At 70.0% G+C, this 23,725-nt stretch carries 22 protein-coding genes and 1 riboswitch; of the genes, 14 read left to right on the top strand and 8 right to left on the bottom strand.

Annotated elements, in window-relative coordinates:
- Positions 1 to 18: 18 nt before the first annotated feature.
- Complete coding sequence (bcp, locus tag ACIPPS_RS24090; protein ID WP_401435581.1) at positions 19 to 492, bottom strand: thioredoxin-dependent thiol peroxidase; 474 nt, start codon at positions 490 to 492, stop codon at positions 19 to 21.
- 122 nt (positions 493 to 614) lie between these two features.
- Here bcp and ACIPPS_RS24085 point away from each other — a divergent pair, with 122 nt between their 5' ends.
- From ACIPPS_RS24085 to ACIPPS_RS24075, 3 genes are all read left to right on the top strand, one after another.
- Positions 615 to 935, top strand: a complete 321-nt coding sequence (locus ACIPPS_RS24085; RefSeq protein WP_401435579.1) for a DUF3618 domain-containing protein — start codon at positions 615 to 617, stop codon at positions 933 to 935.
- 46 nt (positions 936 to 981) lie between these two features.
- The gene (locus ACIPPS_RS24080; RefSeq protein WP_260229654.1) at positions 982 to 1,320 is read left to right on the top strand and encodes a co-chaperone GroES; all 339 of its coding nucleotides are present in this window, start codon (positions 982 to 984) and stop codon (positions 1,318 to 1,320) included.
- A 70-nt stretch (positions 1,321 to 1,390) separates the two neighbouring features.
- A riboswitch (guanidine-III (ykkC-III) riboswitch) is annotated at positions 1,391 to 1,460 on the top strand.
- 32 nt (positions 1,461 to 1,492) lie between these two features.
- On the top strand, positions 1,493 to 1,813 hold the full coding sequence (locus ACIPPS_RS24075; protein ID WP_401435577.1) for a DMT family transporter: 321 nt from the start codon (positions 1,493 to 1,495) through the stop codon (positions 1,811 to 1,813).
- Here the strand turns inward: ACIPPS_RS24075 and ACIPPS_RS24070 are convergent.
- Positions 1,807 to 4,236: a transglycosylase domain-containing protein gene (locus ACIPPS_RS24070; RefSeq protein WP_401435574.1), complete on the bottom strand. Its 2,430-nt coding sequence runs from the start codon at positions 4,234 to 4,236 to the stop codon at positions 1,807 to 1,809. The two genes, ACIPPS_RS24075 and ACIPPS_RS24070, sit on opposite strands and share 7 nt — an antisense overlap.
- Positions 4,237 to 4,470: 234 nt before the next feature.
- Between ACIPPS_RS24070 and ACIPPS_RS24065 the strand changes: the two genes are divergently transcribed.
- The 4 genes from ACIPPS_RS24065 (at position 4,471) to ACIPPS_RS24050 (ending at position 8,462) form a co-directional block, all read left to right on the top strand.
- Positions 4,471 to 5,271, top strand: coding sequence for an ABC transporter permease (locus ACIPPS_RS24065; RefSeq protein ID WP_401435838.1), 801 nt, complete (start codon positions 4,471 to 4,473; stop codon positions 5,269 to 5,271).
- Between the two features lie 19 nt (positions 5,272 to 5,290).
- On the top strand, positions 5,291 to 6,067 hold the full coding sequence (locus ACIPPS_RS24060; protein ID WP_401435835.1) for an ABC transporter permease: 777 nt from the start codon (positions 5,291 to 5,293) through the stop codon (positions 6,065 to 6,067).
- An 83-nt stretch (positions 6,068 to 6,150) separates the two neighbouring features.
- On the top strand, positions 6,151 to 7,140 hold the full coding sequence (locus tag ACIPPS_RS24055) for an ATP-binding cassette domain-containing protein (RefSeq protein WP_401435572.1): 990 nt from the start codon (positions 6,151 to 6,153) through the stop codon (positions 7,138 to 7,140).
- A gap of 17 nt (positions 7,141 to 7,157) precedes the next feature.
- Entirely contained in the window at positions 7,158 to 8,462 is a 1,305-nt protein-coding gene (locus ACIPPS_RS24050) for a DUF445 domain-containing protein (RefSeq protein WP_401435569.1), read from the top strand.
- A gap of 439 nt (positions 8,463 to 8,901) precedes the next feature.
- Here the strand turns inward: ACIPPS_RS24050 and ACIPPS_RS24045 are convergent, their stop codons facing one another.
- Both ACIPPS_RS24045 and ACIPPS_RS24040 read right to left on the bottom strand, forming a co-directional pair.
- Positions 8,902 to 9,204, bottom strand: a complete 303-nt coding sequence (locus ACIPPS_RS24045) for a hypothetical protein (RefSeq protein ID WP_401435566.1) — start codon at positions 9,202 to 9,204, stop codon at positions 8,902 to 8,904.
- An 82-nt stretch (positions 9,205 to 9,286) separates the two neighbouring features.
- Positions 9,287 to 11,062 (bottom strand): DUF262 domain-containing protein, encoded by a 1,776-nt coding sequence (locus ACIPPS_RS24040; protein WP_401435563.1) that lies wholly within the window; start codon positions 11,060 to 11,062, stop codon positions 9,287 to 9,289.
- A 258-nt stretch (positions 11,063 to 11,320) separates the two neighbouring features.
- Here ACIPPS_RS24040 and ACIPPS_RS24035 point away from each other — a divergent pair, with 258 nt between their 5' ends.
- Entirely contained in the window at positions 11,321 to 12,067 is a 747-nt protein-coding gene (locus tag ACIPPS_RS24035; protein ID WP_401435560.1) for a hypothetical protein, read from the top strand.
- Between the two features lie 60 nt (positions 12,068 to 12,127).
- Here the strand turns inward: ACIPPS_RS24035 and ACIPPS_RS24030 are convergent, their stop codons facing one another.
- Together ACIPPS_RS24030 and ACIPPS_RS24025 are read right to left on the bottom strand one after the other, a co-directional pair.
- On the bottom strand, positions 12,128 to 15,265 hold the full coding sequence (locus ACIPPS_RS24030; RefSeq protein WP_401435557.1) for a DUF3427 domain-containing protein: 3,138 nt from the start codon (positions 15,263 to 15,265) through the stop codon (positions 12,128 to 12,130).
- 115 nt (positions 15,266 to 15,380) lie between these two features.
- Positions 15,381 to 16,379, bottom strand: a complete 999-nt coding sequence (locus ACIPPS_RS24025) for an SEC-C domain-containing protein (protein ID WP_401435832.1) — start codon at positions 16,377 to 16,379, stop codon at positions 15,381 to 15,383.
- 63 nt (positions 16,380 to 16,442) lie between these two features.
- Between ACIPPS_RS24025 and ACIPPS_RS24020 the strand changes: the two genes are divergently transcribed.
- The 4 genes from ACIPPS_RS24020 to ACIPPS_RS24005 all read left to right on the top strand — a co-directional run bounded on the left by ACIPPS_RS24020 (position 16,443) and on the right by ACIPPS_RS24005 (position 19,388).
- On the top strand, positions 16,443 to 17,258 hold the full coding sequence (locus tag ACIPPS_RS24020) for a class E sortase (protein WP_401435555.1): 816 nt from the start codon (positions 16,443 to 16,445) through the stop codon (positions 17,256 to 17,258).
- Between the two features lie 22 nt (positions 17,259 to 17,280).
- Positions 17,281 to 17,619: a DUF6412 domain-containing protein gene (locus ACIPPS_RS24015; protein WP_401435553.1), complete on the top strand. Its 339-nt coding sequence runs from the start codon at positions 17,281 to 17,283 to the stop codon at positions 17,617 to 17,619.
- Between the two features lie 81 nt (positions 17,620 to 17,700).
- Entirely contained in the window at positions 17,701 to 18,396 is a 696-nt protein-coding gene (locus tag ACIPPS_RS24010; protein ID WP_401435551.1) for a YidC/Oxa1 family membrane protein insertase, read from the top strand.
- 134 nt (positions 18,397 to 18,530) lie between these two features.
- Positions 18,531 to 19,388 (top strand): fumarylacetoacetate hydrolase family protein, encoded by an 858-nt coding sequence (locus tag ACIPPS_RS24005; RefSeq protein ID WP_401435548.1) that lies wholly within the window; start codon positions 18,531 to 18,533, stop codon positions 19,386 to 19,388.
- Positions 19,389 to 19,609: 221 nt separating this feature from the next.
- On the opposite strand, the gene ACIPPS_RS24000 is transcribed toward ACIPPS_RS24005, so the two are convergent.
- Together ACIPPS_RS24000 and ACIPPS_RS23995 are read right to left on the bottom strand one after the other, a co-directional pair.
- A complete protein-coding gene (locus ACIPPS_RS24000) occupies positions 19,610 to 20,083 on the bottom strand; it encodes a heme-degrading domain-containing protein (protein ID WP_401435545.1) in 474 nt (157 codons plus the stop codon).
- Positions 20,080 to 21,162: a Gfo/Idh/MocA family oxidoreductase gene (locus ACIPPS_RS23995; protein WP_401435542.1), complete on the bottom strand. Its 1,083-nt coding sequence runs from the start codon at positions 21,160 to 21,162 to the stop codon at positions 20,080 to 20,082. The genes ACIPPS_RS24000 and ACIPPS_RS23995 overlap by 4 nt, the downstream gene beginning before the upstream one ends.
- Between ACIPPS_RS23995 and ACIPPS_RS23990 the strand changes: the two genes are divergently transcribed.
- Complete coding sequence (locus ACIPPS_RS23990; RefSeq protein WP_401435539.1) at positions 21,161 to 22,411, top strand: ROK family protein; 1,251 nt, start codon at positions 21,161 to 21,163, stop codon at positions 22,409 to 22,411. The genes ACIPPS_RS23995 and ACIPPS_RS23990 overlap by 2 nt on opposite strands.
- Before the next feature lie 124 nt (positions 22,412 to 22,535).
- The gene (locus ACIPPS_RS23985) at positions 22,536 to 23,666 is read left to right on the top strand and encodes an LPXTG cell wall anchor domain-containing protein (RefSeq protein ID WP_401435537.1); all 1,131 of its coding nucleotides are present in this window, start codon (positions 22,536 to 22,538) and stop codon (positions 23,664 to 23,666) included.
- Positions 23,667 to 23,725 lie beyond the last annotated feature (59 nt).

Here is a 23,725-nt window from a genome sequence, read left to right as displayed (position 1 = left end):
GGCCGTTCGCCCCTCGCCTCAGGCCTGGATGCCCAGGTCCTTGAGGATCTTGGCGACGTGGCCCGTCGCCTTCACGTTGTAGAGCGCGCGCTCGACCTTGCCGTCCTCGTCCACCACGACCGTCGAGCGGATCACGCCGGTCACCGTCTTGCCGTACAGCTTCTTCTCACCGAACGCGCCGTACGCCTCCAGCGTCTCCTTCGACGGGTCGCCGACCAGCGTGACCTTCAGGTGCTCCTGCTCGCGGAACTTCGCCAGCTTCTCCGGCTTGTCCGGCGACACGCCGATGACGTCATAGCCCGCGCCGGCCAGCAGGTCGAGGTTGTCGGTGAAGTCGCAGGCCTGCTTCGTGCAGCCGGGGGTGAGCGCGGCGGGGTAGAAGTAGACGATGACCTTGCGGCCCTTGTGGTCCGCGAGCGAGATCTCGTTGCCGTCCGCGTCGGGCAGGGTGAAGGCGGGGGCGGTGTCACCGGGCTGAAGTCGCTCGCTCATGGCTCTCCTCGGGGGTTTCTGGGCGTACACGCCCGAGCCTAATGGGGGCCTGAGACAGACCGCGGACCAAGAAACTGAGAGACTGTCCGTCAACGACCGATTACGACTACGGAGGCAGCGCGGTGTCGGACGCCAGGACCCCTGCGCAGATCGAGGCGGACATCGTCCGCCGGCGCGAGCAGCTCGCCGTCACTCTCGACGAGATCGGCATTCGGGTGCACCCGAAGACCATCGTCGGCGACGCGAAGGCGAGGGTCGCCTCCACGGTCGACCACACCGCCGGACGCGCGTTCGCCGCCGTCAACCGGACCGTGTCCGACGTGAAGGCGCGCTTCACGCACGAGGACGGCGCGCCGCGGCTGGAACGGGTCGTTCCGGTGGCGCTCGTCGCGGTGGCCCTCGTCGGGCTGCTCGCGGTCACCTCGCGCAAGCGCGGGGGATGACCACTCCCGGGTACGGCCGACACGCCCGGCCAGGTAGGTTCGGACCGTGAGCGACAACACCCACGACAAGCTGCCCATCCGGATGCTCCACGACCGCGTGCTGGTCCGGACCGACTCCCCCGAGGGGGAGCGGCGCTCGGGCGGGGGCATCCTCATCCCGGCGACCGCCGCCGTCGGCCGTCGGCTGGCCTGGGCCGAGGTCGTCGCGGTCGGCCAGAACGTCCGTACGGTCGAGACCGGTGACCGGGTTCTGTACGACCCCGAGGACCGAGCCGAGGTCGAGGTGCGGGGCGTGGCGTACGTCCTGATGCGGGAGCGCGACCTGCACGCGGTGGCCGCGGACCGCTTCGAGGGCTCCAAGGACACGACGGGGCTCTACCTGTAGGGCGCCTTCGGGACGGCTGTCCCTGCCGATCGGCCGAAGGCCTGGTGACCGGTGTCACCAGGCCTTTTGTCTGCCCTTTGCTACGCTGGAGACACCCGACGAGACGCGCCGTACCGGGCTTCACGCAAAGACGACGCACCCCTGTTGTTCCGTCTCGCGGAGGTTCGTCGTCATGGCTTGGGTTCTTCTGATCGTCGCCGGTCTGCTCGAGGTCGGCTGGTCGATCGGCATGAAGTACACGGACGGTTTCACCCGTCTCTGGCCGAGCGTCTTCACCGGCCTGGGGATCGTCGCTTCGATGATGCTGCTCTCGCACGCCGCCAAGACGCTGCCGATCGGTACGGCGTACGGCGTCTGGGTCGGCATCGGCGCCGCCGGTGCGGCGGTGCTCGGCATGGTGGTGCTCGGTGAGCCGGCGACCGCCGCCCGGATCTTCTTCGTCGTGCTGCTGCTGGTGGCGGTGGTGGGTCTGAAGGCGACCTCGGGTCACTGACCCGGCAGCGCCTGCTCGGGGGCGCGCGGCTCTGTCCCGCGCTCGTACGGCCCGCGCTGGTCCGGGCCGCGCTGGTCCGGGCCGCCGCGCGGTTCCTGTCCGCCGCGCGGCTCCTGTCCGGTCTGGCCGGGACCCGGCTCGTGCGGCCCGGTCTGGCCGGGACCTGGCTCGTGCGGCCCGGTCTGGCCGGGACCCCGCTCGTACGGCCCGCCTCTCGGGTCCTGGCCCCTCGGGTCCTGTCCGCGCAGGTCCTGGCCCCGCAGGTCCTGCCCCCGCAGCTCCTGAGCAGTCCGGCCCGGGGGCTGGTCGCGAAGGCGTTCCGGGCCCGCCTGGGCGGTCTCGTCTCGCGGGGACCCTTCGTCTCCCTCCGTCGGCAGGTCCGGCTGTGAGGGGTCGACGGGTTCCAGCCAGTCCTGCGCGCCCTCGCCCAGCTGGAGTTCGAAGTCCCGGGGCTCCGTGCCCGCCAGCGCGTCGCGGGTGAACTGGGCCCAGATCTGCGCCGGCGCCCCGCCGCCGCTGATCCGGGGCTGCCCGAGCGCTCCGTGCAGCGGCATCTGCTTGCCCGTCTCCGGGTCCTGGCCCATCATCGTGACGACCGTCGCCAGGTCGGGGGTGTAGCCCGCGAACCAGGCGGCCTTGTCGTCCTCGGCCGTGCCCGTCTTGCCCGCCGCCGGTCGCCCGGCCGCCAGCGCCGCCGTTCCCGTACCGCTCTCCACGACGCTCCGCAGGACCGCCGTCGTCGTGTCGGCGGCCTCCCTGCTGACCGCCTGGCGGGGGGCGGAGGCCGGCAGCTTCAGGGTCTCGCCGTCCTTGGTGACCTCCTCGACGAGGGTGTACGTGCCGTGGCGGCCGTGGTTGGCGAGGGTGGCGTACGCCTCGGCCAGGTCGAGGACGCTCGCGGTGGCCGGGCCGAGCGCGATCGAGGGGGACGCGTTGAGGTCGGGGGTGCGGGCGGGCAGGCCGAGGGCGACGGCGGTCTCCCTGACCTTCGCGGGCCCCACGTCCACGGCCATCTGCGCGTACACGGCGTTGACCGAGTCGTCGGTGGCGGTCTTGACGGTGATCTCGCCGTACGAGGCGTCGTCCTCGTTGGCCGGCGCGTACACGGCCCCGGTCCAGCCCTGGACCGGCCGCTTGTCGGCGCCGTCGTAGTAGGTGTTCGGGGTGATCGGTTCGCCGTCCTGGGTGAGCGAGGCGTTCTGCAGGGCGGCGGCGAGGACGAAGGGCTTGAAGGTGGAGCCGACCTGGTAGTCGCGGCGGGTCGCGTTGTTGACGTACTGCCGGGTGTAGTCGATGCCGCCGTACAGGGCGACGACCCGGCCGCTCGCCGGGTCGATGGCCGCGCCGCCGACCCGTACGAACCGGTCGGCGGGGTTCCTCGCCGGGTCGAGCCGGGTCATGACCTGCTCGTCGACGGCGGTGACGAAGGTGTCCTGCTTCTCCTTCTCCAGGGTGGTGGTGATGCGGTAGCCGCCGCCGGCGAGGGTCTTCTCGTCGATGACGCCGTGCGAGGTGAGGTACTCCTCGACGGCCTGGACGAGGTAGCCGCGCTGCCCCGCGAGCCCCGTGGCGGGGCGGGCGGTCTGCGGCGTCGGGAAGGTGACGGCGGCCCGGTCGGCGGGGGAGAGCCACCGCTCCTTGACCATGCCGTCCAGGACGTAGCGCCAGCGGGCGAGTGCCTTCGTGCGGTTCTCGGGGTGGGTCGCCACGTCGTAGGCGTTGGGTGCCTTGAGGAGCGAGGCGAGGTAGGCGCCCTCGGCGGTGTCGAGGTCACCGGCGTCCTTGCCGTAGTAGGCGCGGGCGGCGGCCTGGATGCCGTAGGCGTTGCGGCCGAAGTAACTGGTGTTCAGGTACCCCTCGAAGATCTGGTCCTTGCTCTTCTCGCGGTTGAGCTTGATCGCGATGAAGAACTCCTTCACCTTGCGGGTGACGGTCTGTTCCTGGCCCAGGTAGTAGTTCTTGACGTACTGCTGGGTGAGGGTGGAGCCGGACTGCCGGCCCTTGCCGGTGAGGGTGTTCCAGGCGGCGCGGACCATGGCCTTGGGGTCGACGGCGCGGGCGGAGGAGAAGTCGCGGTCCTCGGCGGCGAGTACGGCGTGCCGGACGGCGAGGGGGACCTGCGCGAGGCGGACGTTCTCGCGGTTGACCTCGCCGGCGCGGGCGATCGTGGTGCCGTCCCGGTAGAGGTACACGTTCGACTGGGCGGTGGCGGTGGCGTTGGCGGGCGGGATCTCGACGAGCAGGTAGCCGGCGAGGAAGCCGCCGACGGCCAGCACGCCGGCGAGGAGGAACGTGCCGATGAGCGCCCGTAGGACGCGCCGGGGGCGCGAGCGGCGCGGGCGACGACGCGGAGGCGGGGGGAGGGTGGGATCCCTGGGCGCCCAGCCGGGCCGGTGGGAACGATCAGGCTGGTCGTCGCTCATGTCTGGAGCTCCCGTACCGGATGAAGGAGGCATGACCACCCCATAGTGCACGTATCGGGCCAAAACCTCCGTAATGCGACTCGAAAAGCACTCGCGGTGGCGGAGCGCGGGCCGCTAGGGTCGTGCGCTTTGGTGCGATCGGGTCATGACGTCGTCGAGCCACTGAGGCACCGAGACGCCCAGGTATCGAGTGGTCGCCGAGTCGTCGAGTCGTCGAAGGGGGAACGGGGCATGCTGCGGCTCTATGCGACGGTGGCCACGGGTGGGTTCAGACGCCATGCCACGTACCGGATGGCCACGGCGGCGGGGGTGTTCACCAACACCGTCTTCGGCTTCATCCTGTCGTACACCTTCATCGCCCTGTGGGACGAGCGGCCCCGGCTGGGCGGCTACGACATGGCGGACGCGCTCGCCTATGTGTGGATCGGCCAGGGGCTGATCGCGGTGTGCGGGTTGATGGGTGGCGGGTTCGAGGACGAGCTGATCGAGCGGATCCGTACGGGTGACATCGCCGTCGACCTGTACCGCCCCGCGGACCTCCAAGCCTGGTGGTTCTCGGCCAACGCGGGCCGGGGCGCGTATCAGTTGCTCGCCCGCGGGGTGGTGCCGATGACGGTCGGGGCGCTCGCCTTCGACGTCCGGCTGCCGTCGCGGGCGACGACCTGGCTCGCGTTCCTGCTGGCCGTGGCGCTGGGGTCGGTCGTCAGCTTCGCGATCTGGTACCTGGTCGCGATGTCCGCGTTCTGGCTGATGGACGGTCAGGGGGTGGTGCAGGTCGCGTGGCTGGGCGGGCTCTTCTTCTCGGGCATGCTGCTGCCGCTCAACGTCTTCCCGGGCGTGCTGGGGGAGGTGGCGCGGGTGCTGCCGTGGGCGTCGATGCTGCAGATCCCGGCGGACGTCTATCTGGAGAAGTACGAGGGCTGGGGCCTCGTGGGTGCGTACGGTTTCCAGCTCGCCTGGGCGACGGTCCTGCTCGCGGCGGGACGCCTCGCGCAGCAGATGGCGACCCGGAAGGTGGTGGTGCAGGGTGGCTGACTCCTTGCGTGTGTACCGGATGGTCGCGGGGATGTGGATCCGCTCGACGATGACGTACCGCACCTCCTTCGCGCTGACGCTCTTCTCCTCCTTCTCCGTCACCTTCTTCGACTTCGTCGTGATCCTGCTGATGTTCGGTCAGGTGCGGGGGCTCGGCGGCTTCTCGTTCGCCGAGGTCGCGTTCCTGTACGGCACGACCAGCACGTCCTTCGGCATCGCGGACCTGACGATGGGCTCGGTGCAGCGGATGGGCAGGCGGGTGCGGGACGGCTCGCTGGACACGTTCCTGACGCGGCCGGCGCCGGTGCTCGCGCAGGTGGCGGCGGACAAGTTCGCGCTGCGGCGGCTCGGCCGGGTGACGCAGGGCCTGTTCGTGCTGGTCTGGGCGCTGTGCATCGTCGACGTGGAGTGGACGGCGCTGAAGCTGCTGCTCCTGCCGGTGGCGCTGGTGAGCGGCGCGGTGATCTTCTCCGCGGTGATGGTGGTCGGCGCGTCCGTGCTGTTCTGGGCGCAGGACGCGGCGGAGGTGACGAACTCGTTCACGTACGGCGGGAACACGCTGCTCCAGTATCCGCCGACGATCTTCGCGCAGGACCTGGTGCGGGGTGTCGTGTACGTCGTACCGCTGGCGTTCGTGAACTGGCTGCCGGCGCTGTACGTGCTGGGCCGGGAGGCGCCGGCCGGGGTGCCGGGGTGGCTGGCGTTCGGGTCGCCGCTGGTGGCGGCGGTGTGCTGCGGCCTGGCGACGCTGGCGTGGCGGGCGGGCCTCCGCTCGTACCGGAGCACGGGAAGCTGAGTCGATCGGGAAGCTGAGGAGATCGGGAAGCAGAGCACATCGGGAAGCAGCGCAGATCGGGAAGCTGAGGAGACGCGGGGCCCATGACATTCATCGAACTCGACCAGGTGGAGAAGGTCTTCTCGGTACGCCGCAAGACGGGGCTGCTGCGCCGGGAGAAGCGCGAGGTGCGGGCGGTCGACGGGATCAGCTTCGGCGTGGCGCGGGGCGAGATGGTCGGCTACATCGGCCCGAACGGCGCCGGGAAGTCGACGACGATCAAGATGCTGACGGGCATCCTCACCCCGAGCGGGGGCCGGCTGCGGGTGGCGGGGATCGACCCGTCGCGCGAGCGGACCCGGCTGGCGCAGCGGATCGGGGTGGTCTTCGGGCAGCGGACGACGCTCTGGTGGGACCTGCCGCTGAAGGACTCGTACCGGCTGATGCACCGGATGTACCGCATCCCGGACGAGCGGTACGCGGAGAACCTGGCGCGCTGCGTCGAGCTGCTGGAGCTGGGCGACCTGCTCGACGTACCGGTCCGGCAGCTGTCGCTGGGTCAGCGGATGCGGGGCGACATCGCGGCGGCGCTGCTGCACGACCCGGACGTGCTGTACCTGGACGAGCCGACGATCGGCCTGGACGTGGTGTCGAAGGCGCGGGTACGGGAGTTCCTGCGCGAGCTGAACACCGCGCGGGGCACGACGGTGCTGCTGACGACGCACGACCTGACGGACATCGAGCAGCTGTGCGACCGGGTGATGGTGATCGACCATGGCAGGCTGATGTACGACGGCGGGCTGACGGGTCTGCACGAGGCGGGCGGGAGCGAACGCGTCCTGATGGTGGACCTGGAGCGTCCCCTTCCTCCGATCGACCTCCCGGGCGCCCGCTTCCTCCGCGCGGAAGGGCCGAGGCAGTGGCTGGCGTTCCCCTCCTCGATGTCGGCCGCGCCCCTGGTGGCGGCGGTGGCGGAGCGGTATCCGCTGGTGGATCTGTCGGTGCGGGAGCCGGACATCGAGGCCGTGATCGCGAAGATGTACGGGGAAAGGGGCGGGCAGCGGGAACTCGAGGTGCGTCCGGAAAGTCACTGATGTAGGGAGGTGGGGTGATGGGCGAGACGAGGAGCGAGTCGCGGCGACCGCCGTTGGTGGCGTTCTCGTACACGGAGGCGGACGCCGAGCGTCACCGCGGCGTGCGCCGCATGAAGACGCTGGCCACGGGCCTGCTGGGCGTGGTGGCGGTCGTGTACGGGTTGGCGACCTGGGCCGAGCACGCGGGGTGGGGGCCGTGGACCGGCTATGTGGCGGCGGCGGCGGAGGCCGGGATGGTGGGCGCGCTGGCGGACTGGTTCGCGGTGACGGCGCTGTTCCGGCGCCCGATGGGCCTGCCGATCCCGCACACGGCGATCATCCCGACGAAGAAGGACCAGCTGGGGGCGACCCTGGGGTCCTTCGTCGGCGAGAACTTCCTGTCGGCGGACGTCGTACGGGGTCGGCTCGCGGCGCTGGGCATCGCGGGCCGGCTGGGAGCGTGGCTGTCGGACCCGGACCACGCGGACCGGGTGACGCGCGAGCTGTCCACGGCGCTGCGCGGCGCCCTGACGATCCTGCGGGACTCGGACGTGCAGGCGGTGGTCGGCGAGGCGATCACGCGGCGGGCGGAGGCGGCGGAGGTCGCGCCGGGGATCGGCAAGACGCTGGAGAAGATCGTCACGGACGGCGCGCACCACCGCGCGGTGGACCTGGTGTGCGCGCGGGCGCACGACTGGCTGGTCTTCCACGCGGACTCGGTGATGGACGCGGTCCAGGGCGGGGCACCGGGCTGGACCCCGCGCTTCGTGGACCGCAAGGTCGGCGAGCGGGTCTACAAGGAGCTGCTGCGCTTCGTCACGGAGATGCGGGACATGCCCGCGCATCCGGCGCGGGGCGCGATCGACCGCTTCCTGACGGACTTCGCGGCGGACCTCCAGGGCGACACGGAGACGCGGGCGAGGGTGGAGCGCCTGAAGGGCGAACTGCTCGCCCGTCCGGAGATCCAGGACATCATCGCGTCGGCGTGGTCGTCGGTGCGCGGCATGATCATCGCGGCGGCGGAGGACGACCGCAGCCAGCTCCGCCTGCGCGCCCGGGCGTCCCTGATCTCCCTGGGCGGCCGCCTGGTGACGGACGCCCGCCTCCAGGCGAAGGTCGAGGGCTGGGCGGAGGACGCGGCGGCGTACGTGGTCACGACGTACAGGGACGAGATCACGTCCCTGATCAGCGACACGGTGGCGGGCTGGGACGCGACGCAGACGTCGAAGAAGATCGAGGCGAACATCGGCCGCGACCTCCAGTTCATCCGCATCAACGGCACGGTGGTGGGCGCACTGGCAGGCTTGCTCATCTACACGGTGAGCCGGGCGGCGGGGGCGTAGGGGGTGGGCGTGGGGGGCGGGGCTTAGGGGGGCGGGTCGCCGGCGGGGCGGGTTGGCCGGCGGGGCTTGGCGGGGCGGGTCGCCGACGGGGGCTGGCGGGGCGGGGCCTAGCGGGGCGTGTCGCCGACGGGGCTTGGCGGGGCGTGTCGCCGGCCCGGTCCGTACGCGCCGCGCCGGGCCGCGCCGCGCCGGGCCGCGCCGCGCCGGGCCGCGCCGCGCCGCAGGGGACACGGCCTCGTCAGGTTCGTTTCGGACTAGGCCGCAGGGGACACGGCCTCGTCCGGTTCGTTTCGGGCCGGGCTGGGTCGGGCCGGCCGGGCCGGGCACGCGCTGGGCGGGCAGAGGGGTAGGGGGCCCCGCCCGCCCAGCGCTCATGGGGAGGGCACCCAGTAGTACGACGGCGAGTCGGGGCCCGTTCAACGCGGGGCCCCCGGATGGGTCAGCCTCGCTCGCGAGTCACGGCCCACGAGGCGGCGGCCACGGCTCCGGCCACGGAGAACACGGCCGGCCAGGCCCCGACCTTCCTGGCGAGCGGATGCGACCCGGCGAACGCGGCGACATACGCGACCCCGAGCCCGGCAGCGGCCTTCCCTCCGGCCACCTGCTGCCACTCCCGCACGGCAACGGCCCCGGCGCCGGCGAGCACGACCCCTCCCAACGGCCGCTTCTTGGTCCACCGAGCAACGGCATACCCACCGACGAGCCCGGCGGCGGCTATGACGGGGGAGGGGATGCGGGACATGACGGGGGCCTTTCTCACAGACGACGGTCTCGACCTACGAGCCTAACTTCGCGCCCCGCAGACAACCGGGGCTACCCGTCCTCTAGGGAGCCAGGAAGCCGGCCCTGTCGCGCCTACCGATCGGCCACACCTCGAGAGCGAGCTTTGCCAGGTCTGCCTGCCGTTCCGCGATGCCGCTGGTGGACCAGCCATCCTTGTCGGCGTCCCAGAGACGACTGATTCCCGTTCCCTGCGTGACGAGGAGGGAAGACGAGCCGTACGCGTCGACCTTCTCTGGGTACGCCTTGTTAGAAGCTACGCGGTTCTTCCTGCCATGCAGCAAGGTCTGGTTTCCCAGCCGATTCACCCATGCCGCATGCTCCGTGAGGCGGTAGGCGGGGTCCGGTGACTGCGGATAGATGTGTTCCACGTGAACGGTGTTCGTGCCGGCCACTATCACGTCGTCCACCCCGTCGCGTTGGCGGAGGAACTGCTCGATCGCGGTGAGCAGGTAGCGGGCCTGGGTGCTCCTCGGGATAGGAGCCTTCTCGAAGTCCGCCTGGAACGCCGTATCTTCGGGGGTCCAGCTGACGATCTGTTCGAATGCGCTCGAGAGCGGGGTCCCGGAGCTGACTTGCTTGGCCAGATCAAACAGCTTCTCCTCAAGGAGGGTTGACTCACGGCGGCCTACGACCGTCCAGCGTACGTAGTAGCTGATCAAGGCTTGCGTGATCTTTGCGACCTCGCTGTACTCGGACTTGGCTGATACGGCCAACAGGAGCGGGTAAGCGGCATCTGCTCCCAGGGTTTTGATCTCATCGAGAAGTGCGTCCAGCTGTTCGAGACCTGTTCCGGATGTGATGAGCTCGATGTACCTGCCGGATGCGTTCTGTAGTTCCGCTGCGAAGGTCCGGACCTCGTAGCGCGGAAGGTCGGTTTCGAAACGCTGGGTCAGTTCGCGCCTGATCGTGGTGTAGAGGCTGTGCGAACGCACGTCTCCGTGCCCAGCAACCCAGAAGTGGCGCAAGAACTTCTCTATGTCCTCGCGACGCTCGAAGCCGTCGAGGAGCGAGCTCCACGCGCTGTTGACTCGGGCCTTTTCGTCGTCGCCACGACTCTTCTCCATGAGGAAGTTTCGAACGAGGTCGACGGTGGACAGGTCCTTGCCCCGAGAGTTAATAGTTTCGAAAACTTCGTTGGCATCGCTAGAGGTAGGTGTCTGGACCTCGACGAACACAAGTCCCTTTACCAGGCAATCCCTGAGTTCCTCAAGCCAGTCGATGCGTTCGTCATCGGTAGGAATGGAGCTCAAGGAGGACGCTATGTGACCCTCGAATATAGAATGGGCGTCCTGGATCAGCTTGTGTGATGGCCGAGACGGTATTTCCGTCTGAGAGATCTTTCCCGTGGTCTCGTTCCAGTCCTGGATGAAATCCTTGAAGAAATCACGGTCGAAGAGGGAAAGGGTCAAGAAATACTGCGGCTGAGAGTGTCGACCATCCTTGCGTGCTATGTAGTCTCGCTGGATGTTGTTTGCCATCACTCGAGCCTCTGTGGAGACCATGGAGCCGAGCGTGTCTCTGATAGCGGCAATCAGGATGGTCGAGGTGGTGAGCCGCTGCTGGCCGTCCAGGAGGGATCGGCTCGTTATCTTGTCATCGGTGATGGTGACGATAGGGCCGATGAAGTACTCCGAAGAGGCCTTGGTGCCCGTCCGCCTTGCGCGCATGAACTTCTGGATATCCGCCCAGTACGTGTCTACCTCGCGCTTCCCCCACGCGTACTGGCGCTGGCTGTCATCCGGCACCTCGACCGGGGGGTTGTTGGCCCCTATGAGTTGCCCAAGGGTCTGGCGGGCGGCGTGCTTGATGATGGCCATGGGCTATCCTCCCCGAGTTTTCCACGAGAATACCGCCCGGCCAGTGGACCCGCGGGTAATGCCTCGGATTCCACTATTAAGGACCGATCGCTTCGCGTGGAATGGTGGATAATTGCAGTTCTGTCCACTCTGTGAAGAACGTCCATAGATGCGTGCCGGACGATCTTCCTCTGCATGGTCTGATAACTTCACTGGTTACTGGCATTGAGTTGTGTGATGGGGGTTGGGGATATGGCTTCCAGTACAAGCCCGCACGGCTTGTACGAGATCCTGTCGCGGGTATGGGGCTCCGGTGCGCCGAATTTTCGCGATGGATGGGCTGTGGTGCTCGAAGCGGAGTGGGGGTCTGACGAGTTCGCTCGACGGCACGCCGAGGTGGCGGGGCTTCTCTCCGAGACGATTCAGCAGATCCTTGCCCTGCCCGAGGCGCAGAGGGTCAGGTATTCCCGTTACTTCCCACAGTGGTGGACGGCTGTGGTGCAGCCGGACCTGGGGTGGTCCGACATCGGGCGGCCCGCTCGGGTGCTGGTCGCGCAGGAGACGCTCGACCATCTGGCTTCGGCGGCAGACCTGCTGGAGACCGCGATGCGTGGATCGAGTGCGGCGCCGAGTGGGTCCAACCTTGAGGAACTCGCCGAAAGCTGTCGCTCGTGGCTCGAGATCCTGGCCGAAATGCCGGACTCCGAGCTGGGATCGTCTGTCAGGAACGAGATCGTCGCCCAGATCACCCACTTGCTCTGGCTCATCGAGCATGCCGAGCTTTTCGGTGTCGCGCGGGTCTCGCGTGAGGCCAACGTGGTGGTGGGATCCCTCACTCAGGCATCGACGATGCTGACAGGTGTCGATGCCCAGTCCGGCGGCAGGTGGAAGCGAGCTTTCCTGAATCTCGTGGCCGCATCTGTGGTGCTGACGGCTGGCGCCACCCAGCTGCAGACCGCGATCGAGGCGGGCTCCGGGGTGGTCAAGGAGATCACCCAAGTCGTCGACGGCATCACCGCTGAGTAGACCGTGGGCAGCGAGCCCTGTCGCCTTAAACACCGATACGACGGGCTCGCTGCCTCCCGCCTATCCGGCTGTGAGCGTCGAGTAGGTCCACACGTCAGCCGGCATCTGGTGGCTGAGCTTCCACGTGACGCCCATGGGCTTGCTTCCTTCGTGGCCCGCGTACTGCGCGGGGCCGAGCAGCATCCAGGGTTGGGGGCCGCCAATGTCTGTCTTCTTGTAGCGGCGGGCGAAGAGGAGGACGTGGCTGCCGAGGCCCTTGTGGGTTTGGTAGCGGACGCCCGTGGGGGAGGTTTCCGAGGTCTGGTTCTGGGACTCCCAGTGGAAAAGGGTGTCGTTCAGGGCGTAGTCCCGGTAGCGGGTCTGCGGAGAGAAGTCCTTCTCGTCCTTCTCCAAGGTGATCAGGAGCGCGTCCGTCTGGATGCTCTCGCACCACTTGACGCCTTCACGGAAGTGGCCCGGCATGAATCCGCCGATGAAAGACTGGCCCAGGGCAGGCAGGATCTCTTCTCGGCTGTATGAGGCATGGACAGTGAGCGGGAGACCTGCAAGCGGACCGAGAAGGGGGATCGGAACGTGGTCCGCGCGGTCCAGGACGTGGGCCAGCACCTGGCGGATCTCCGCGCGGAAGGCCTGCTGCGGCTTCAGTGAGTCCAACGCTTCTTGGTAGCTGGAGAAGCCCCCCAACGGCCAGACCGAGAAGTAGAACATGCGCGCGTATGAACGGTCCCGTTCGTTGAGCTCCTCGTAGGTGGGCGCATCGTCCTGAAGGAGCCTCGTGTAGATCGCGACCCGCTGGGGGTCGTCGACGTGGAGGAACGCGGAGACGCGCTTCAGGAGCGCCGACTCGCCCTCAGGCGCCGTCTCGGGCAGCAGCTTGGCTCGACGCAGAAGCCCTGTCCAGGAATTTCCGTTGCCTCGATAGATCTCCTTCAGCTCCCGCCCACTCTCGTGGAGATAGGTGGCGAGCTGGAGCTCGCCGTACTGACGGACCTCGCGAGCGAGTTGGGTGACGTTGATCCCGATCTGGCTGCGAATGTTCTCGAGGATCAGCTCCTTGGCCTTCGACTCAAGGACGATCTGGCAGCCAGAAGGAAGCTGTGGGAAGTCATGCTCGATGTTCGCGAGCAGACGGTTGCGGGTCAGGTTGGTGAGAGCCCGGAACTGCTCCTCGAAGCGGAACTCCTTGCGGTGCTGGCCGATGAAGTCGAGGACGGTGAGGACGGCCTTGCCTTCACTGCGGCGCAACCCCCGCCCCAACTGCTGAAGGAAGACGGTCGCACTCGACGTGGGGCGAAGCAGGAGCAGGGTGTCGACGTCGGGGATGTCCAGGCCCTCGTTGAAGAGGTCGACGGAGAAGATCACCTGGAGCTGACCGGAGCGCAGCGCATCGAGTGCTCCCTTGCGCTCCGCTCGCGGAGTCTCGCCTGAGAGGGCGACTGCGTTGAGGCCGGCGCGGCGAAAGAAGTCCGCCATGAAGCGCGCGTGGTCAACCGAGACGCAGAAGCCCAGGGCGCGCATTGAGCCCGGGTCCGTGACCTTGTCCTTAACGGCCTGGACCACGAGGCGCGCGCGGGCGTCGTGGCCGGTGAAGAGGTCGCTGAGGGCAGAGGGTTCGTAGGCCCCTCGTTTCCAGGCGACGGCGCTCATATCGGTGTTGTCCGTGACACCGAAGTAGTGGAAGGGGCTCAGTAGGTCGTTCTCCAGCGCCTCCCACAGTCGCATTTCCGCAGCAATACGACCGTTGAAGAACTCGTCCTGGATGTTGTGGCCGTCCATCCGCTCGGGCGTGGCCGTGAGGCCGAGCAGCTCAAGGGGAGAGAAGTGCTCGACGATCCGTCGGTAGGTGGGCGAAACACCGTGGTGGAACTCATCGATCACGATGACGTCGAAGTGGTCGGGCGGAAGGTCGGCCAGGGCCCGCTCTCCCAGTGACTGGACACTGGCGAAGACGTGCTTCCACTCCGATGGCGCCAGACTGCTGTGGAACTCCTCGCCGAAGTTGGCATCGACAAGGACGTCCTGGTAGGTGCGCAGGGACTGGCGCAGGATCTCCTGACGGTGCGCTACGAACAGGAGGCGCAGCTCTCTCCCGTGCTTCTGCCGCAGATGCTTGAAGTCAAGGGCGGCCATGACGGTCTTCCCCGTGCCCGTCGCGGCTACGAGGAGGTTGCGATGGCGGTCGTGGACTTCCCGTTCGACTTGAAGTCGCTCCAACATGTCCCGCTGGTGGGGGTAAGGACGTACTTCCAGACCAGAGAGCGTGATGTGGCGGCCAGGAACGCTACTGGTGCCGCGGCCGGCCAGGTGGAGGGCTTCGTCGAGGCGAGTGGAGTCCCGAGCCGGGTCGTAGGGCTCGAAGGAGGAGTCGTTCCAGTAGGAGTCGAACGTTGCTTCAAACTTACGAATGACATCGGGGGTCGCAACGGACGAGAGTCGGACGTTCCACTCCAAGCCGTCGAGGAGCGCTGCCTTGGACAGGTTGGAACTGCCGACGTACGCAGTGTCGTAGCCGCTCTTCCGCCGGAAGAGCCACGCCTTGGCATGGAGGCGGGTGGAGCGCAGTTCGTAGTTGACCTTGACCTCTGCGTCGAATCTCTGCACGAGGCGGTCCAAAGCGCGGCGCTCGGTAGCGCCGATGTACGTCGTGGTGAGGACGCGTATCGGTACGCCACGCGCATGCGCTGCCTCAAGCGACTGCTCGATGACGCGCAGCCCGTGCCACTTCACGAAGGCGCACAGGAGGTCCACTCGGTCGGCTGTCGCGAGCTCTGCACGCAGTTCGAAACCGAGACTCGGGTCCTCAGGCGAGTTGGTGATCAACGCCGTCTCGGAAAGGGGGGTAGCGGGGCGAATGGTGTAGACGCCCTTCGCCTCTTGCTCGGCAATGGCGAGGAGTTGCCGCGGCCCCTCGGCGACGAGGTCCACCCACTCACGCGCGCCTTCGATCGTGCTCATCGACTCGAGGATGTGGTTCGCCGCATGCACGCGCTCTGTCTCTGGCAACCGCTCCAAGATGTGACGCGTGGTCTCGGCCACGTGACGTGCGATGACGTGAGGGGCCGATGACGGACTCACTGTGCCATCGATAGCGTGCCACCCCTCGGACTCGAGCCCCTTGAGATGGTTCTCGAGTCGCAGCGTGATGAGCTGCTCGTACAGCCCCGAAATCGGCTGATCGCCTATGTCTCGACGCGCCACAGTTTCCCCTCCCCGTGCAGACCACCCCAGTGATACCAGGCGGCACTGTCAACGCAGGGTGAACCGTGACATTGGCGGGAATGGGCGGTCGAAATCCGGTGAGCCCGGGCCGGTGTCACTCCGCCCCGTGGCACTCCCCGTAAGTCCTCCCCGACCCGCACCAGCACGCCGCCCCCCGGGCCGGGGGCCAGGCGGTTGCTCGGCCTCGGGCTGCCAGGGTGGTGGCGTATTGGGGGAGGAGGTCGGCGTTGGTCGGGGTGGTGGATTCTGAGGCGGCGAAGGCTTCGTAGGAGGGGACCGTGGCCGGGACGATGCCCAGGTTGGGGGTGCCGGCTGCCGCCAGTTCGCGGAGGGAGGCCTCGATGTCCGTGAGGTGGGCCCGGTACGTCGGGTATTCCGACTCCAGCTCCGGGTACGACGTCAGGAGCTCGTCCAGTTCCGGCTCCGGCCAGTGCAGGACCGCCACCGGGAAGGGGCGGGAGAGGGCCGTGCGGTAGGAGCCCAGTTCGCTGCGGAGGCGGTCGATCTCCGCCTGGAGCTCCGCCGGGTCCGAGGAGCCCAGGGACCACAGGCGCTTCGGGTCGTGGAGCTCGTCCAGCGGGACCTCCGCCCTGTGCAGGCTGTCCGCCAGGGTGTCCCAGTCGTCGTGCGGGAGCGCCAGCATCCGGCGGATCCTGTGGCGGGTCACCAGGAGGGACTGCGCGGCGTGGGGGAGGTCCTGCCCCGCCGCCTCCGGCGCCAGGTGCGTCGCCGCCTCCGTCGCCACCGTCTCCGCCAGCGTCAGCTCGTCGTGCGCCGCCAGCGTCTCCGCGATGATCTCCCACGGCGCGGCCTCGGGCGCCGTCGTCGTCCGCAGGCCCTCGATGATCGCCCGCGCCTCCGCCTCGTGGCCGTACTCCCACAGGTTCGCCGCCTTCAGCGACCTGATCAGGGGCGAGTTCGAGGACGAGAGCAGCTGGTCGTAGAGCGTCGTCGCCCGTTCGCGGTCGCCCGCCAGTTCCAGGTGCGCCGCCGCCTGGAGCAGCAGGGCTTCCTGGTCCTCCGGGTACCGCGCGGCGGTGCGCAGCAGGCGCTCGGCTTCGGTGGCGTGGTCGGCAGGCATGTCGGGGCGCATGTCGACCACCGTACTGCTGTACACCCCTGGAGAGTTGGCCCCCCAGCACCTATCGTGCCCCGCGTGCGGGACAGGGTGCGGGACAGGGTGCGGGGCGGAGTGCCGGTCGTCGTCCAGACGCGCGGGGTGCGGAGCACGCCCGCCCGCCTGCTGTGGGGCGCCGCCGAGGCCGTCGTCACCTGCGGAGTCGTTCTGCTGCTGCTCGTCGTCCACCAGCTCTGGTGGACCAACCAGCAGGCCCGCGCCCAGGCCGGCGAGCAGGTGCGCGTCCTCGAACGGGAGTGGGAGGGATCACCGGACCAGGTCGTCGATCCTGCGTCCTCGTCCCCGCCCCCCTCCCCGTCGCTCGTCCCGACCTCGCCGACCGCGTCCGAAGGGCCTGCCTCCCGCCCCACAGGTCCCGCTGCGGCAGGGCCGTCCACCGGTGGGCACGCCGGCGGGAGCTCGCTCGCGTACGCCATCATCCGCATCCCCCGCATCGGCCTCACCGCCCCCATCGCCCGTGGCGTCGGCAAGCGCTCCGTCCTCGACCGCGGGTACGTCGGCCACTACCCGAACACCGGCGGGCCCGGCCAGACCGGCAACTTCGCCCTCGCCGGTCACCGCAACACCCACGGCGAGCCCTTCCGTCACATCAACCGGCTCACCAAGGGCGACCGCATCCGGGTGCAGACCAGGGACGCGTCGTACGAGTACGTCGTCGACCGCGTCCTCGCCCAGACCTCGCCCCGCGACACCGGCGTGATCCAGCCCGTCCCGCGCTCCCTCGTCAAACCCTCCTACGGCTACTCCCAGCCCGGCGCCTATCTGACCCTCACCACCTGCACCCCCGAGTTCAGCTCCACCTATCGGCTCATCGTCTGGGCCAAGCGTGTATAACAAGCGTGTACAACACGTGTGGATGTCGTCATTCGGCGGCAGCAGCAGCAGAGGGAGGGGGAGCCGCGTGATCGGGAATCTCGTCCTGCGCCTCGCCGCCCCCGTCTTCTTCCTCCTCGCCCTCGGTGACCTGCTCCTCTCCGACAGCTCCAGCCTCTCCGCCGCCGTCGCCCTCGCCGCGACCAGCGTCGTCTGCGCCCTGATCGGCGCCCCCGCGCCCGCGCCCGTACCCCCCACCCGGGTACGCACCGCCCTGCGCGACCGCCAGCAACGCACCGCCTTCCTGCCCCAACGCGACCCCGACGCCTCCGGGCGCCGTAGGCCCCGGGCACCCGGCCGTCTCCTTCCGACGGCCGCGTAGGTACACCCCGCCACAGGTCCTGCGTGGATCCGTCATGCCGACGTTCCCCTTCCGGCACGACGAGACCCTCGGAGGGTCCCCATGTCCGTTTTCGCCACCCTGGTCGAGCAGCTCGCCGAGCTGCTCCAGCCGTTCTTCGCCACCGCCGCGACCGCCGCCGCCATCGTCCTCTTCACGATGGTCGTCCGGCTCGCCGTGCACCCCCTCTCGCGCGCCGCCGCCCGCGGCCAGCAGGCCCGTACCCGCCTCGCCCCGCAACTCGCCGAGCTGCGCACCCGCCACGCCAAGCAGCCCGAGCGGCTCAAGCAGGCGGTCATGGAGCTGCACGCCAAGGAGAAGGTCTCGCCCTTCGCCGGCTGCCTGCCGAGCCTCCTCCAGGCGCCCGCGTTCCTCCTCATGTACCACCTGTTCTCCGGCGACCGCATGGCCGGACACAGCCTCTTCGCCGCCCCGCTCGGCGATCACTGGGCCGACGCCCTCACCCACGGCGGCGCCTTCGGGCCGGCCGGGCAGGTCTACCTCGTCCTCTTCGTCATCGTCGCCGCCGTCGCCACCTTCAACTTCCGGCGTACGAAGGCGCAGCTCGCCGCCCAGCCCCTGGACACCGGCATGCCCGCGACGCCCGGCGCCGGGACCATCAACAAGCTGATGCCGTTCTTCTCCTTCGCCACCCTCATCAGCGTCGCCGTCGTCCCCCTCGCCGCCGCCCTCTACATCGTCACCAGCACCACCTGGACCGTCTTCGAGCGCGCCGCCCTCTACCGGTCCAGTCCGTGAACAGGGTCTTGCCGACTGGTCGAAACTCTTGGAGGATCGACCAACCCTCATTCGCCTCCGATGGCCGCACTCCATCGGCCGGGGTACACCAGGGCCCACTCCCCGGGGCCCACCTCGACCACAGGGAGAAGACCATGAAGCTGCTGCGAGTCGGTCCGGCGGGTGCCGAGCGTCCCGCCCTGCTCGACGAGGAGGGCACGCTCCGCGACCTGTCCGCCCTGGTCGGCGACGTCGACGGCGGCCTGCTGGCCGACGAGTCCGCCCTCGACCGGATACGGGCCGCCCTCGCCGCCGGCGTGCTGCCCGCGCTCGACGCGACCGGGCTGCGGATCGGCGCGCCGGTCGGCCGCATCGGCAAGGTCGTGTGCATCGGGCTGAACTACCACGGCCACGCCGCCGAGACCGGAGCGGCCACCCCGGCCGAGCCCGTCGTCTTCCTCAAGGCCCCCGACACCGTCGTCGGCCCGGACGACACCGTCCTCGTACCGCGCCGCTCGACCAAGACGGACTGGGAGGTCGAGCTCGCCATCGTCATCGGCCGCACCGCCCGCTACCTGGAGACCGACGAGCAGGCCCTCGCCCACGTCGCCGGCTACGCCGTCGCGCACGACGTCTCCGAGCGCGAGTTCCAGATCGAGCGCGGCGGCACCTGGGACAAGGGCAAGAACTGCGAGACCTTCAACCCGCTCGGCCCGTGGCTGGTCACCGCCGACGAGGTCCCGGACCCGCAGGCGCTCGGCCTCCGCCTCTGGGTCAACGGCGAGCTAAAGCAGGACGGCAACACCTCCGACCAGATCTTCCCGGTCGCGGAGGTCGTCCGTTACGTGAGCCAGTTCATGACCCTGTACCCGGGCGACATCATCAACACCGGCACCCCGGCCGGCGTCGCGATGGGGCAGCCCGAGCCGAAGCCGTACCTGCGCGCCGGTGATGTCGTGGAGCTGGAGATCGACGGGCTCGGACGGCAGCGCCAGCAGCTCAAGGACGCCTGACCACCGATCGAGGTCGTCGCTCAGCGCAGGCGCCGAGTGGCTGAGTGACCGAGCACCGAGTGACCGAGCACCGAGTGGCTGAGTCGCTCGGTGCTCGGTGCTCGGTGCTCGGTGCCGGGTGTGCCGGATGCCGGATGCCGGATGTCGGGTGGTGACTGCCGACTGACCTGACCGTGACCGAGGGTGTCACCGCCGTACTGCCCTCGGCGGTGGCGTCCTCGTCAGTCGTCCGCGGTGTACGAACCGAGCAACCGCTCCAGCGCCTCGACGACCATCGCGTGGTCCTCGGCCTGCGGCAGCCCCGACACCGTCACCGAGCCGATCACCCCCGCCCCCTCGACCGCGACCGGGAACGAACCGCCGTGCGCGGCGTACCGGTCGGGGTCCAGGCGCGAGGACTCCTCGAACGTCCTCCCCTTGGCCCGGAACCGGGCACCCACCAGGAACGAGCTCTCGCCGTACCGCTCGACGACCCGGCGCTTGCGGTCGATCCACGCGTCGTTGTCCGCGCTCGAACCCGGCAGCGCGCAGTGGAACAGCTGCTGCGCACCGCGCCGGATGTCGATCGCGACCGGCGCACGGCGCTCGCGCGCCAGCTCGACCAGGAGCGAGCCCAGCGTCCAGGCGTCCTCGTACGTGAAGCGGGGCAGGACCAGGTTCCGCTCCTGGGCCTCCAGTTCGGGGATCTCGCTCACAGCGTCACCGTGATTCCCTCGCGGGCGGAGCGGCGCGCCGACTCCAGTACGTCCAGGGCGGCCGCGGCCTCGTGCGCGGTGACCGGGTTCGTACCGGTGCCGCGGACGGCCGCCGCGACGGCCGCGTAGAACGCCGGGTAGTCGCCCGGCAGCGTCGGGACCGGGATGCCGCCGCCGGTCAGCGGGGACTCGCCGGCGCCGAGCCGGCCCCACTGCGACTCCGGCTCCACGCCCCACGCCACGCCGGGCCGGGGGAGGAGCCCCTCGCGCAGCTCGCCCTCCTGGGGGTCGAGGCCGTACTTCACGTACCCGGAGCTGGAGCCCAGGACACGGAAGCGGGGGCCGAGCTGGGCCGTGGTGGCGCTCACGTACAGGTGGGAGCGGACCCCGTTCGCGTGCGTGATCGCGAGGAACGTGTCGTCGTCCGCCTCGGCGCCGGGGCGGCGGACGTCGGACTCGGCGTACACCTGGACGGCGGGACCGAAGAGCACCAGCGCCTGGTCGACGACGTGGCTGCCGAGGTCGTAGAGCAGGCCGCCGATCTCCTCCGGGGCGCCGGACTCGCGCCAGCCGCCCTTGAGCTGCGGGCGCCAGCGCTCGAACCGGGACTCGAAGCGCTGGACCTCGCCGAGCGCGCCGTCGGCGATCAGGCGGCGGAGGGTCAGGAAGTCGTTGTCCCAGCGGCGGTTCTGGAAGACGGAGAGCAGCAGGCCCCGCTCCTCGGCGAGGGCGGCGAGCTCACGCGCCTCGGCGGCCGTCCCGGCCACCGGCTTGTCCACGACGGCCGGGAGGCCGGCGGTGAGCGCGGCGGTGGCGATCGGTACGTGCGTCTTGTTGGGGGAGGCGACGACGATCAGATCGAGCTCGTCCGCCCGCGCCCACAGCTCCTCGTGCGTCTCCGCGATCCGCACGCCGGGGTGCGCGGCGCGCGCCAGCGCCTGGCGCTCCGGGTTGCCGGTCGTGACCGTGTCGAGGACGAGGCCGTCGGTCGCGGCGATCAGCGGGGCGTGGAAGACGGAGCCCGCGAGGCCGTAGCCGACGAGTCCGACGCGGAGGGGGGCGGTGTCGGTGCCAGTCATGAACCCAGTCATGGATCCACTTAAGCAACGCTGTTGCCAAAGTGCAAGCGAGGAGGAGAATGGGGTGGTGAACAGGAGTGTCAGGACTTCCAGGACGGAGTCGGGGGTCAATCTGCCGGCGTTGCGCAGCCACAACGCGGCGCTCGTCCTCGACCTGCTGCGGACGGCGGGCGCGGCCGGGATCAGCCGCCTGGAGCTGGCCGAACGGACCGGGCTCACCCCGCAGGCGGTCAGCAAGATCACGGCACGGCTGCGGGCGGAGGGCCTGGCCCGGGAGGCCGGTCACCGCGCCTCGACCGGCGGCAAGCCGCGTACGGTCCTGCGCCTGGTCCCCTCGGCCGCGTACGCGGTGGGCGTACACCTGGACCGCGACGAACTGACGGCCGTCCTGGTGGACCTGGCGGGGGTACGGGTCGCGGTACGGCGCACCCCGCTCGACCTGGGCGCGGAGGCCCCGGCCGTGTACGCGGCGGTGGCGCGCGCTGTGGAGGCGGTGGGGGGCGCGGTCTCGCGTGCGGTGGGGGGAGAGGACCGTGCGGGGGAGGGTGAGGACCGTGCGGGCGAGGGCTCCGGCGAGGCGGGGGGCGAGGTGGGGGGAGTGGTCACCCCCGCCGTTCTCGGCGTCGGTGTGGCCATGCCCGGGCCGCTCGATCATCTCTCCGGTACGCCCGGGCGCGTGACCGGCTTCCCCGAGTGGGAGGGCGTCCCGCTCCGCGAGGAGCTCGCGCGGCGGCTCGGGCTGCCCGTCGCCCTCGACAAGGACACCAACGCCGCCGCCCTCGGGCTCGCCCTCCATGCCACGGCACCCACCGCCGACTCGTTCGCCTACCTGCACCTCGGTACGGGGCTCGGCTCCGGCCTCGTCCTCGACGGCGTGCTCCACCGGGGGGCCAGGACCGGGGCGGGGGAGTTCGGGCACCAGACCGTGCTGCTCGACGGGCCGCCCTGCGGGTGCGGCGGGCGCGGTTGTCTGGAGGTCCTGTGCCTGGCGGCCGTCGCGCGCGGCGACGTGCCCGAGGCGGCGCGCGTCCTCGGTACGGGCGCCGTGAATCTCGTACGGCTCCTGGACATCGACCGGGTCGTGCTCGGCGGCCGGGTGGTGACCGCCGACCCGGAGGCGTTCGTGGGGGGCGTCGGCGCGGTCCTCGCGGGGGCGGGCCTCGGCACGCCGGTCTCCGGTGTCATGTCTCCGTACGCCGTCGCGGAGGGCGCGGCGCAGCTGATCCTCGCGCCACTCTTCGGAAAATAGGCTGATCGGGCGGAATGCTCGGGCTGTCCGGGGGCGCGCCCCGCGTCGTTGCCCGGACGGGTGCCGTCCCTGTGGCAGCGTCGCGGCCGTCCCGTACGCCCGCGAGCAGCAAAGGCACCCGCCCATGCGACTGCGTCACGCCCTCGCCCTCGGTGTCACGGCCGCGACGACCGGAACCACCGTCCTCGCACTCGCCGTCGGCCCGTCCTCGGCGGAACCGGCCCCCGGCCCAGCCCCCGGAGCCGACCTCGGCGCCCGCGCGGACACCGAGCCGGGCGCCCCCGGCGCGGACGGGACCGTCCGCGCGGACGAGAAGGCCCCTGCGGACGGGAACGTCCCCGCCGACGAGAAGGCCGCGCCCGGCCGGCCCTCCCAGGACCCCACCTGCGGCGAGGCGACGGAACCCGACTTCCCCATCGCCACCCGGATCCACGGCGGGCCCCGCACGTACGTCCCCGGTGACCGATTCCGTACCTTCGAGGTCGACCTCACCAACACCACCGCCGAGTCCTGCCAGGGCATCCACCCCGTTCTCGCCCTCGTCGACCGGGACCGTGTCCTTCAACCCGGCCAGATCCGGATGGACTTCTACGACGCCGGGGCCCGCCGCTGGCGCCCCGTGACCTTCGAGGCGACGGAGGAGGACGAGAGCGTGGGCGTCTTCTCCGACGCCTCCGGTCTCTCCGAAGCCTCCGGCCTCCCCGACGCCTCCGGTCTCTCCGGCCTCTCCGAACTCCCGGGCCTGCCGGGCGAGGTGGTCGACCGGGAGTTCGCCGGCTTCGTCGTCCCCGCCGGCCGTACCGTCACCGTCCCCGTCCGGCTCGCCTTCCGCGAGGGCGCCGCTCCCAACGAGGTCGTCGCCAACGCGGCGATCGTTCAGCGTCACGGGGACGACGGGGACTGGGTGGGCGAGTCCGGCGCATACCGTCTGGCCATCACCCCCGAAGGCGCCGTGCCGGAGGAGCCGGAATCCACCCCGGCGGAACCCACCCCGGGCGAATCCACCCCGGGTGAATCCACCCCGAGTGAGGCCACGCCGGGCGAGACCGCCCCCCCGCCCGGCGACACCAGCCCCGCGCCGCGCCCTCCGGGCCGCCCGCCCCTCCCCGTACGGCCCGAACTCGCCCAGACCGGGCCCGAGTCGGCCGTCGTCCTCGCCCCGGCCGCCGGGGCGCTGGTGCTCACGGGGGCCGGTCTCTTCCTCGCCGCCCGCCGCCGGCGCCCCGCCGACGGTCCCGATCACGGGCGGACCTGACCCCTCACCACCTCGTGCAGCGGCCCGCCCCGCACCCCGCGTCACTCTCCGTACACCCA

The sequence above is a fragment of the Streptomyces sp. NPDC090127 genome (genome assembly GCF_044746945.1).
GTDB lineage: Bacteria > Actinomycetota > Actinomycetes > Streptomycetales > Streptomycetaceae > Streptomyces.
This window is presented reverse-complemented; position numbering and strand designations above follow the sequence as displayed.

What these genes read in the sequence shown, in the direction of transcription:
- ACIPPS_RS24055 (WP_401435572.1), top strand. Translation starts at nt 6,151, where the DNA reads ATGACATTCATCGAACTCGACCAGGTGGAGAAGGTCTTCTCGGTACGC.
- ACIPPS_RS24015 (WP_401435553.1), top strand. Translation starts at nt 17,281, where the DNA reads ATGTCGTCATTCGGCGGCAGCAGCAGCAGAGGGAGGGGGAGCCGCGTG.
- ACIPPS_RS24010 (WP_401435551.1), top strand. Translation starts at nt 17,701, where the DNA reads ATGTCCGTTTTCGCCACCCTGGTCGAGCAGCTCGCCGAGCTGCTCCAG.
- ACIPPS_RS24075 (WP_401435577.1), top strand. Translation starts at nt 1,493, where the DNA reads ATGGCTTGGGTTCTTCTGATCGTCGCCGGTCTGCTCGAGGTCGGCTGG.
- ACIPPS_RS24040 (WP_401435563.1), bottom strand. Translation starts at nt 11,062, where the DNA reads ATGGCCATCATCAAGCACGCCGCCCGCCAGACCCTTGGGCAACTCATA.
- bcp (WP_401435581.1), bottom strand. Translation starts at nt 492, where the DNA reads ATGAGCGAGCGACTTCAGCCCGGTGACACCGCCCCCGCCTTCACCCTG.
- ACIPPS_RS24045 (WP_401435566.1), bottom strand. Translation starts at nt 9,204, where the DNA reads ATGTCCCGCATCCCCTCCCCCGTCATAGCCGCCGCCGGGCTCGTCGGT.
- ACIPPS_RS23985 (WP_401435537.1), top strand. Translation starts at nt 22,536, where the DNA reads ATGCGACTGCGTCACGCCCTCGCCCTCGGTGTCACGGCCGCGACGACC.
- ACIPPS_RS24025 (WP_401435832.1), bottom strand. Translation starts at nt 16,379, where the DNA reads ATGCGCCCCGACATGCCTGCCGACCACGCCACCGAAGCCGAGCGCCTG.
- ACIPPS_RS24050 (WP_401435569.1), top strand. Translation starts at nt 7,158, where the DNA reads ATGGGCGAGACGAGGAGCGAGTCGCGGCGACCGCCGTTGGTGGCGTTC.
- ACIPPS_RS23990 (WP_401435539.1), top strand. Translation starts at nt 21,161, where the DNA reads ATGAACCCAGTCATGGATCCACTTAAGCAACGCTGTTGCCAAAGTGCA.
- ACIPPS_RS23995 (WP_401435542.1), bottom strand. Translation starts at nt 21,162, where the DNA reads ATGACTGGCACCGACACCGCCCCCCTCCGCGTCGGACTCGTCGGCTAC.
- ACIPPS_RS24070 (WP_401435574.1), bottom strand. Translation starts at nt 4,236, where the DNA reads ATGAGCGACGACCAGCCTGATCGTTCCCACCGGCCCGGCTGGGCGCCC.
- ACIPPS_RS24005 (WP_401435548.1), top strand. Translation starts at nt 18,531, where the DNA reads ATGAAGCTGCTGCGAGTCGGTCCGGCGGGTGCCGAGCGTCCCGCCCTG.
- ACIPPS_RS24060 (WP_401435835.1), top strand. Translation starts at nt 5,291, where the DNA reads ATGGTCGCGGGGATGTGGATCCGCTCGACGATGACGTACCGCACCTCC.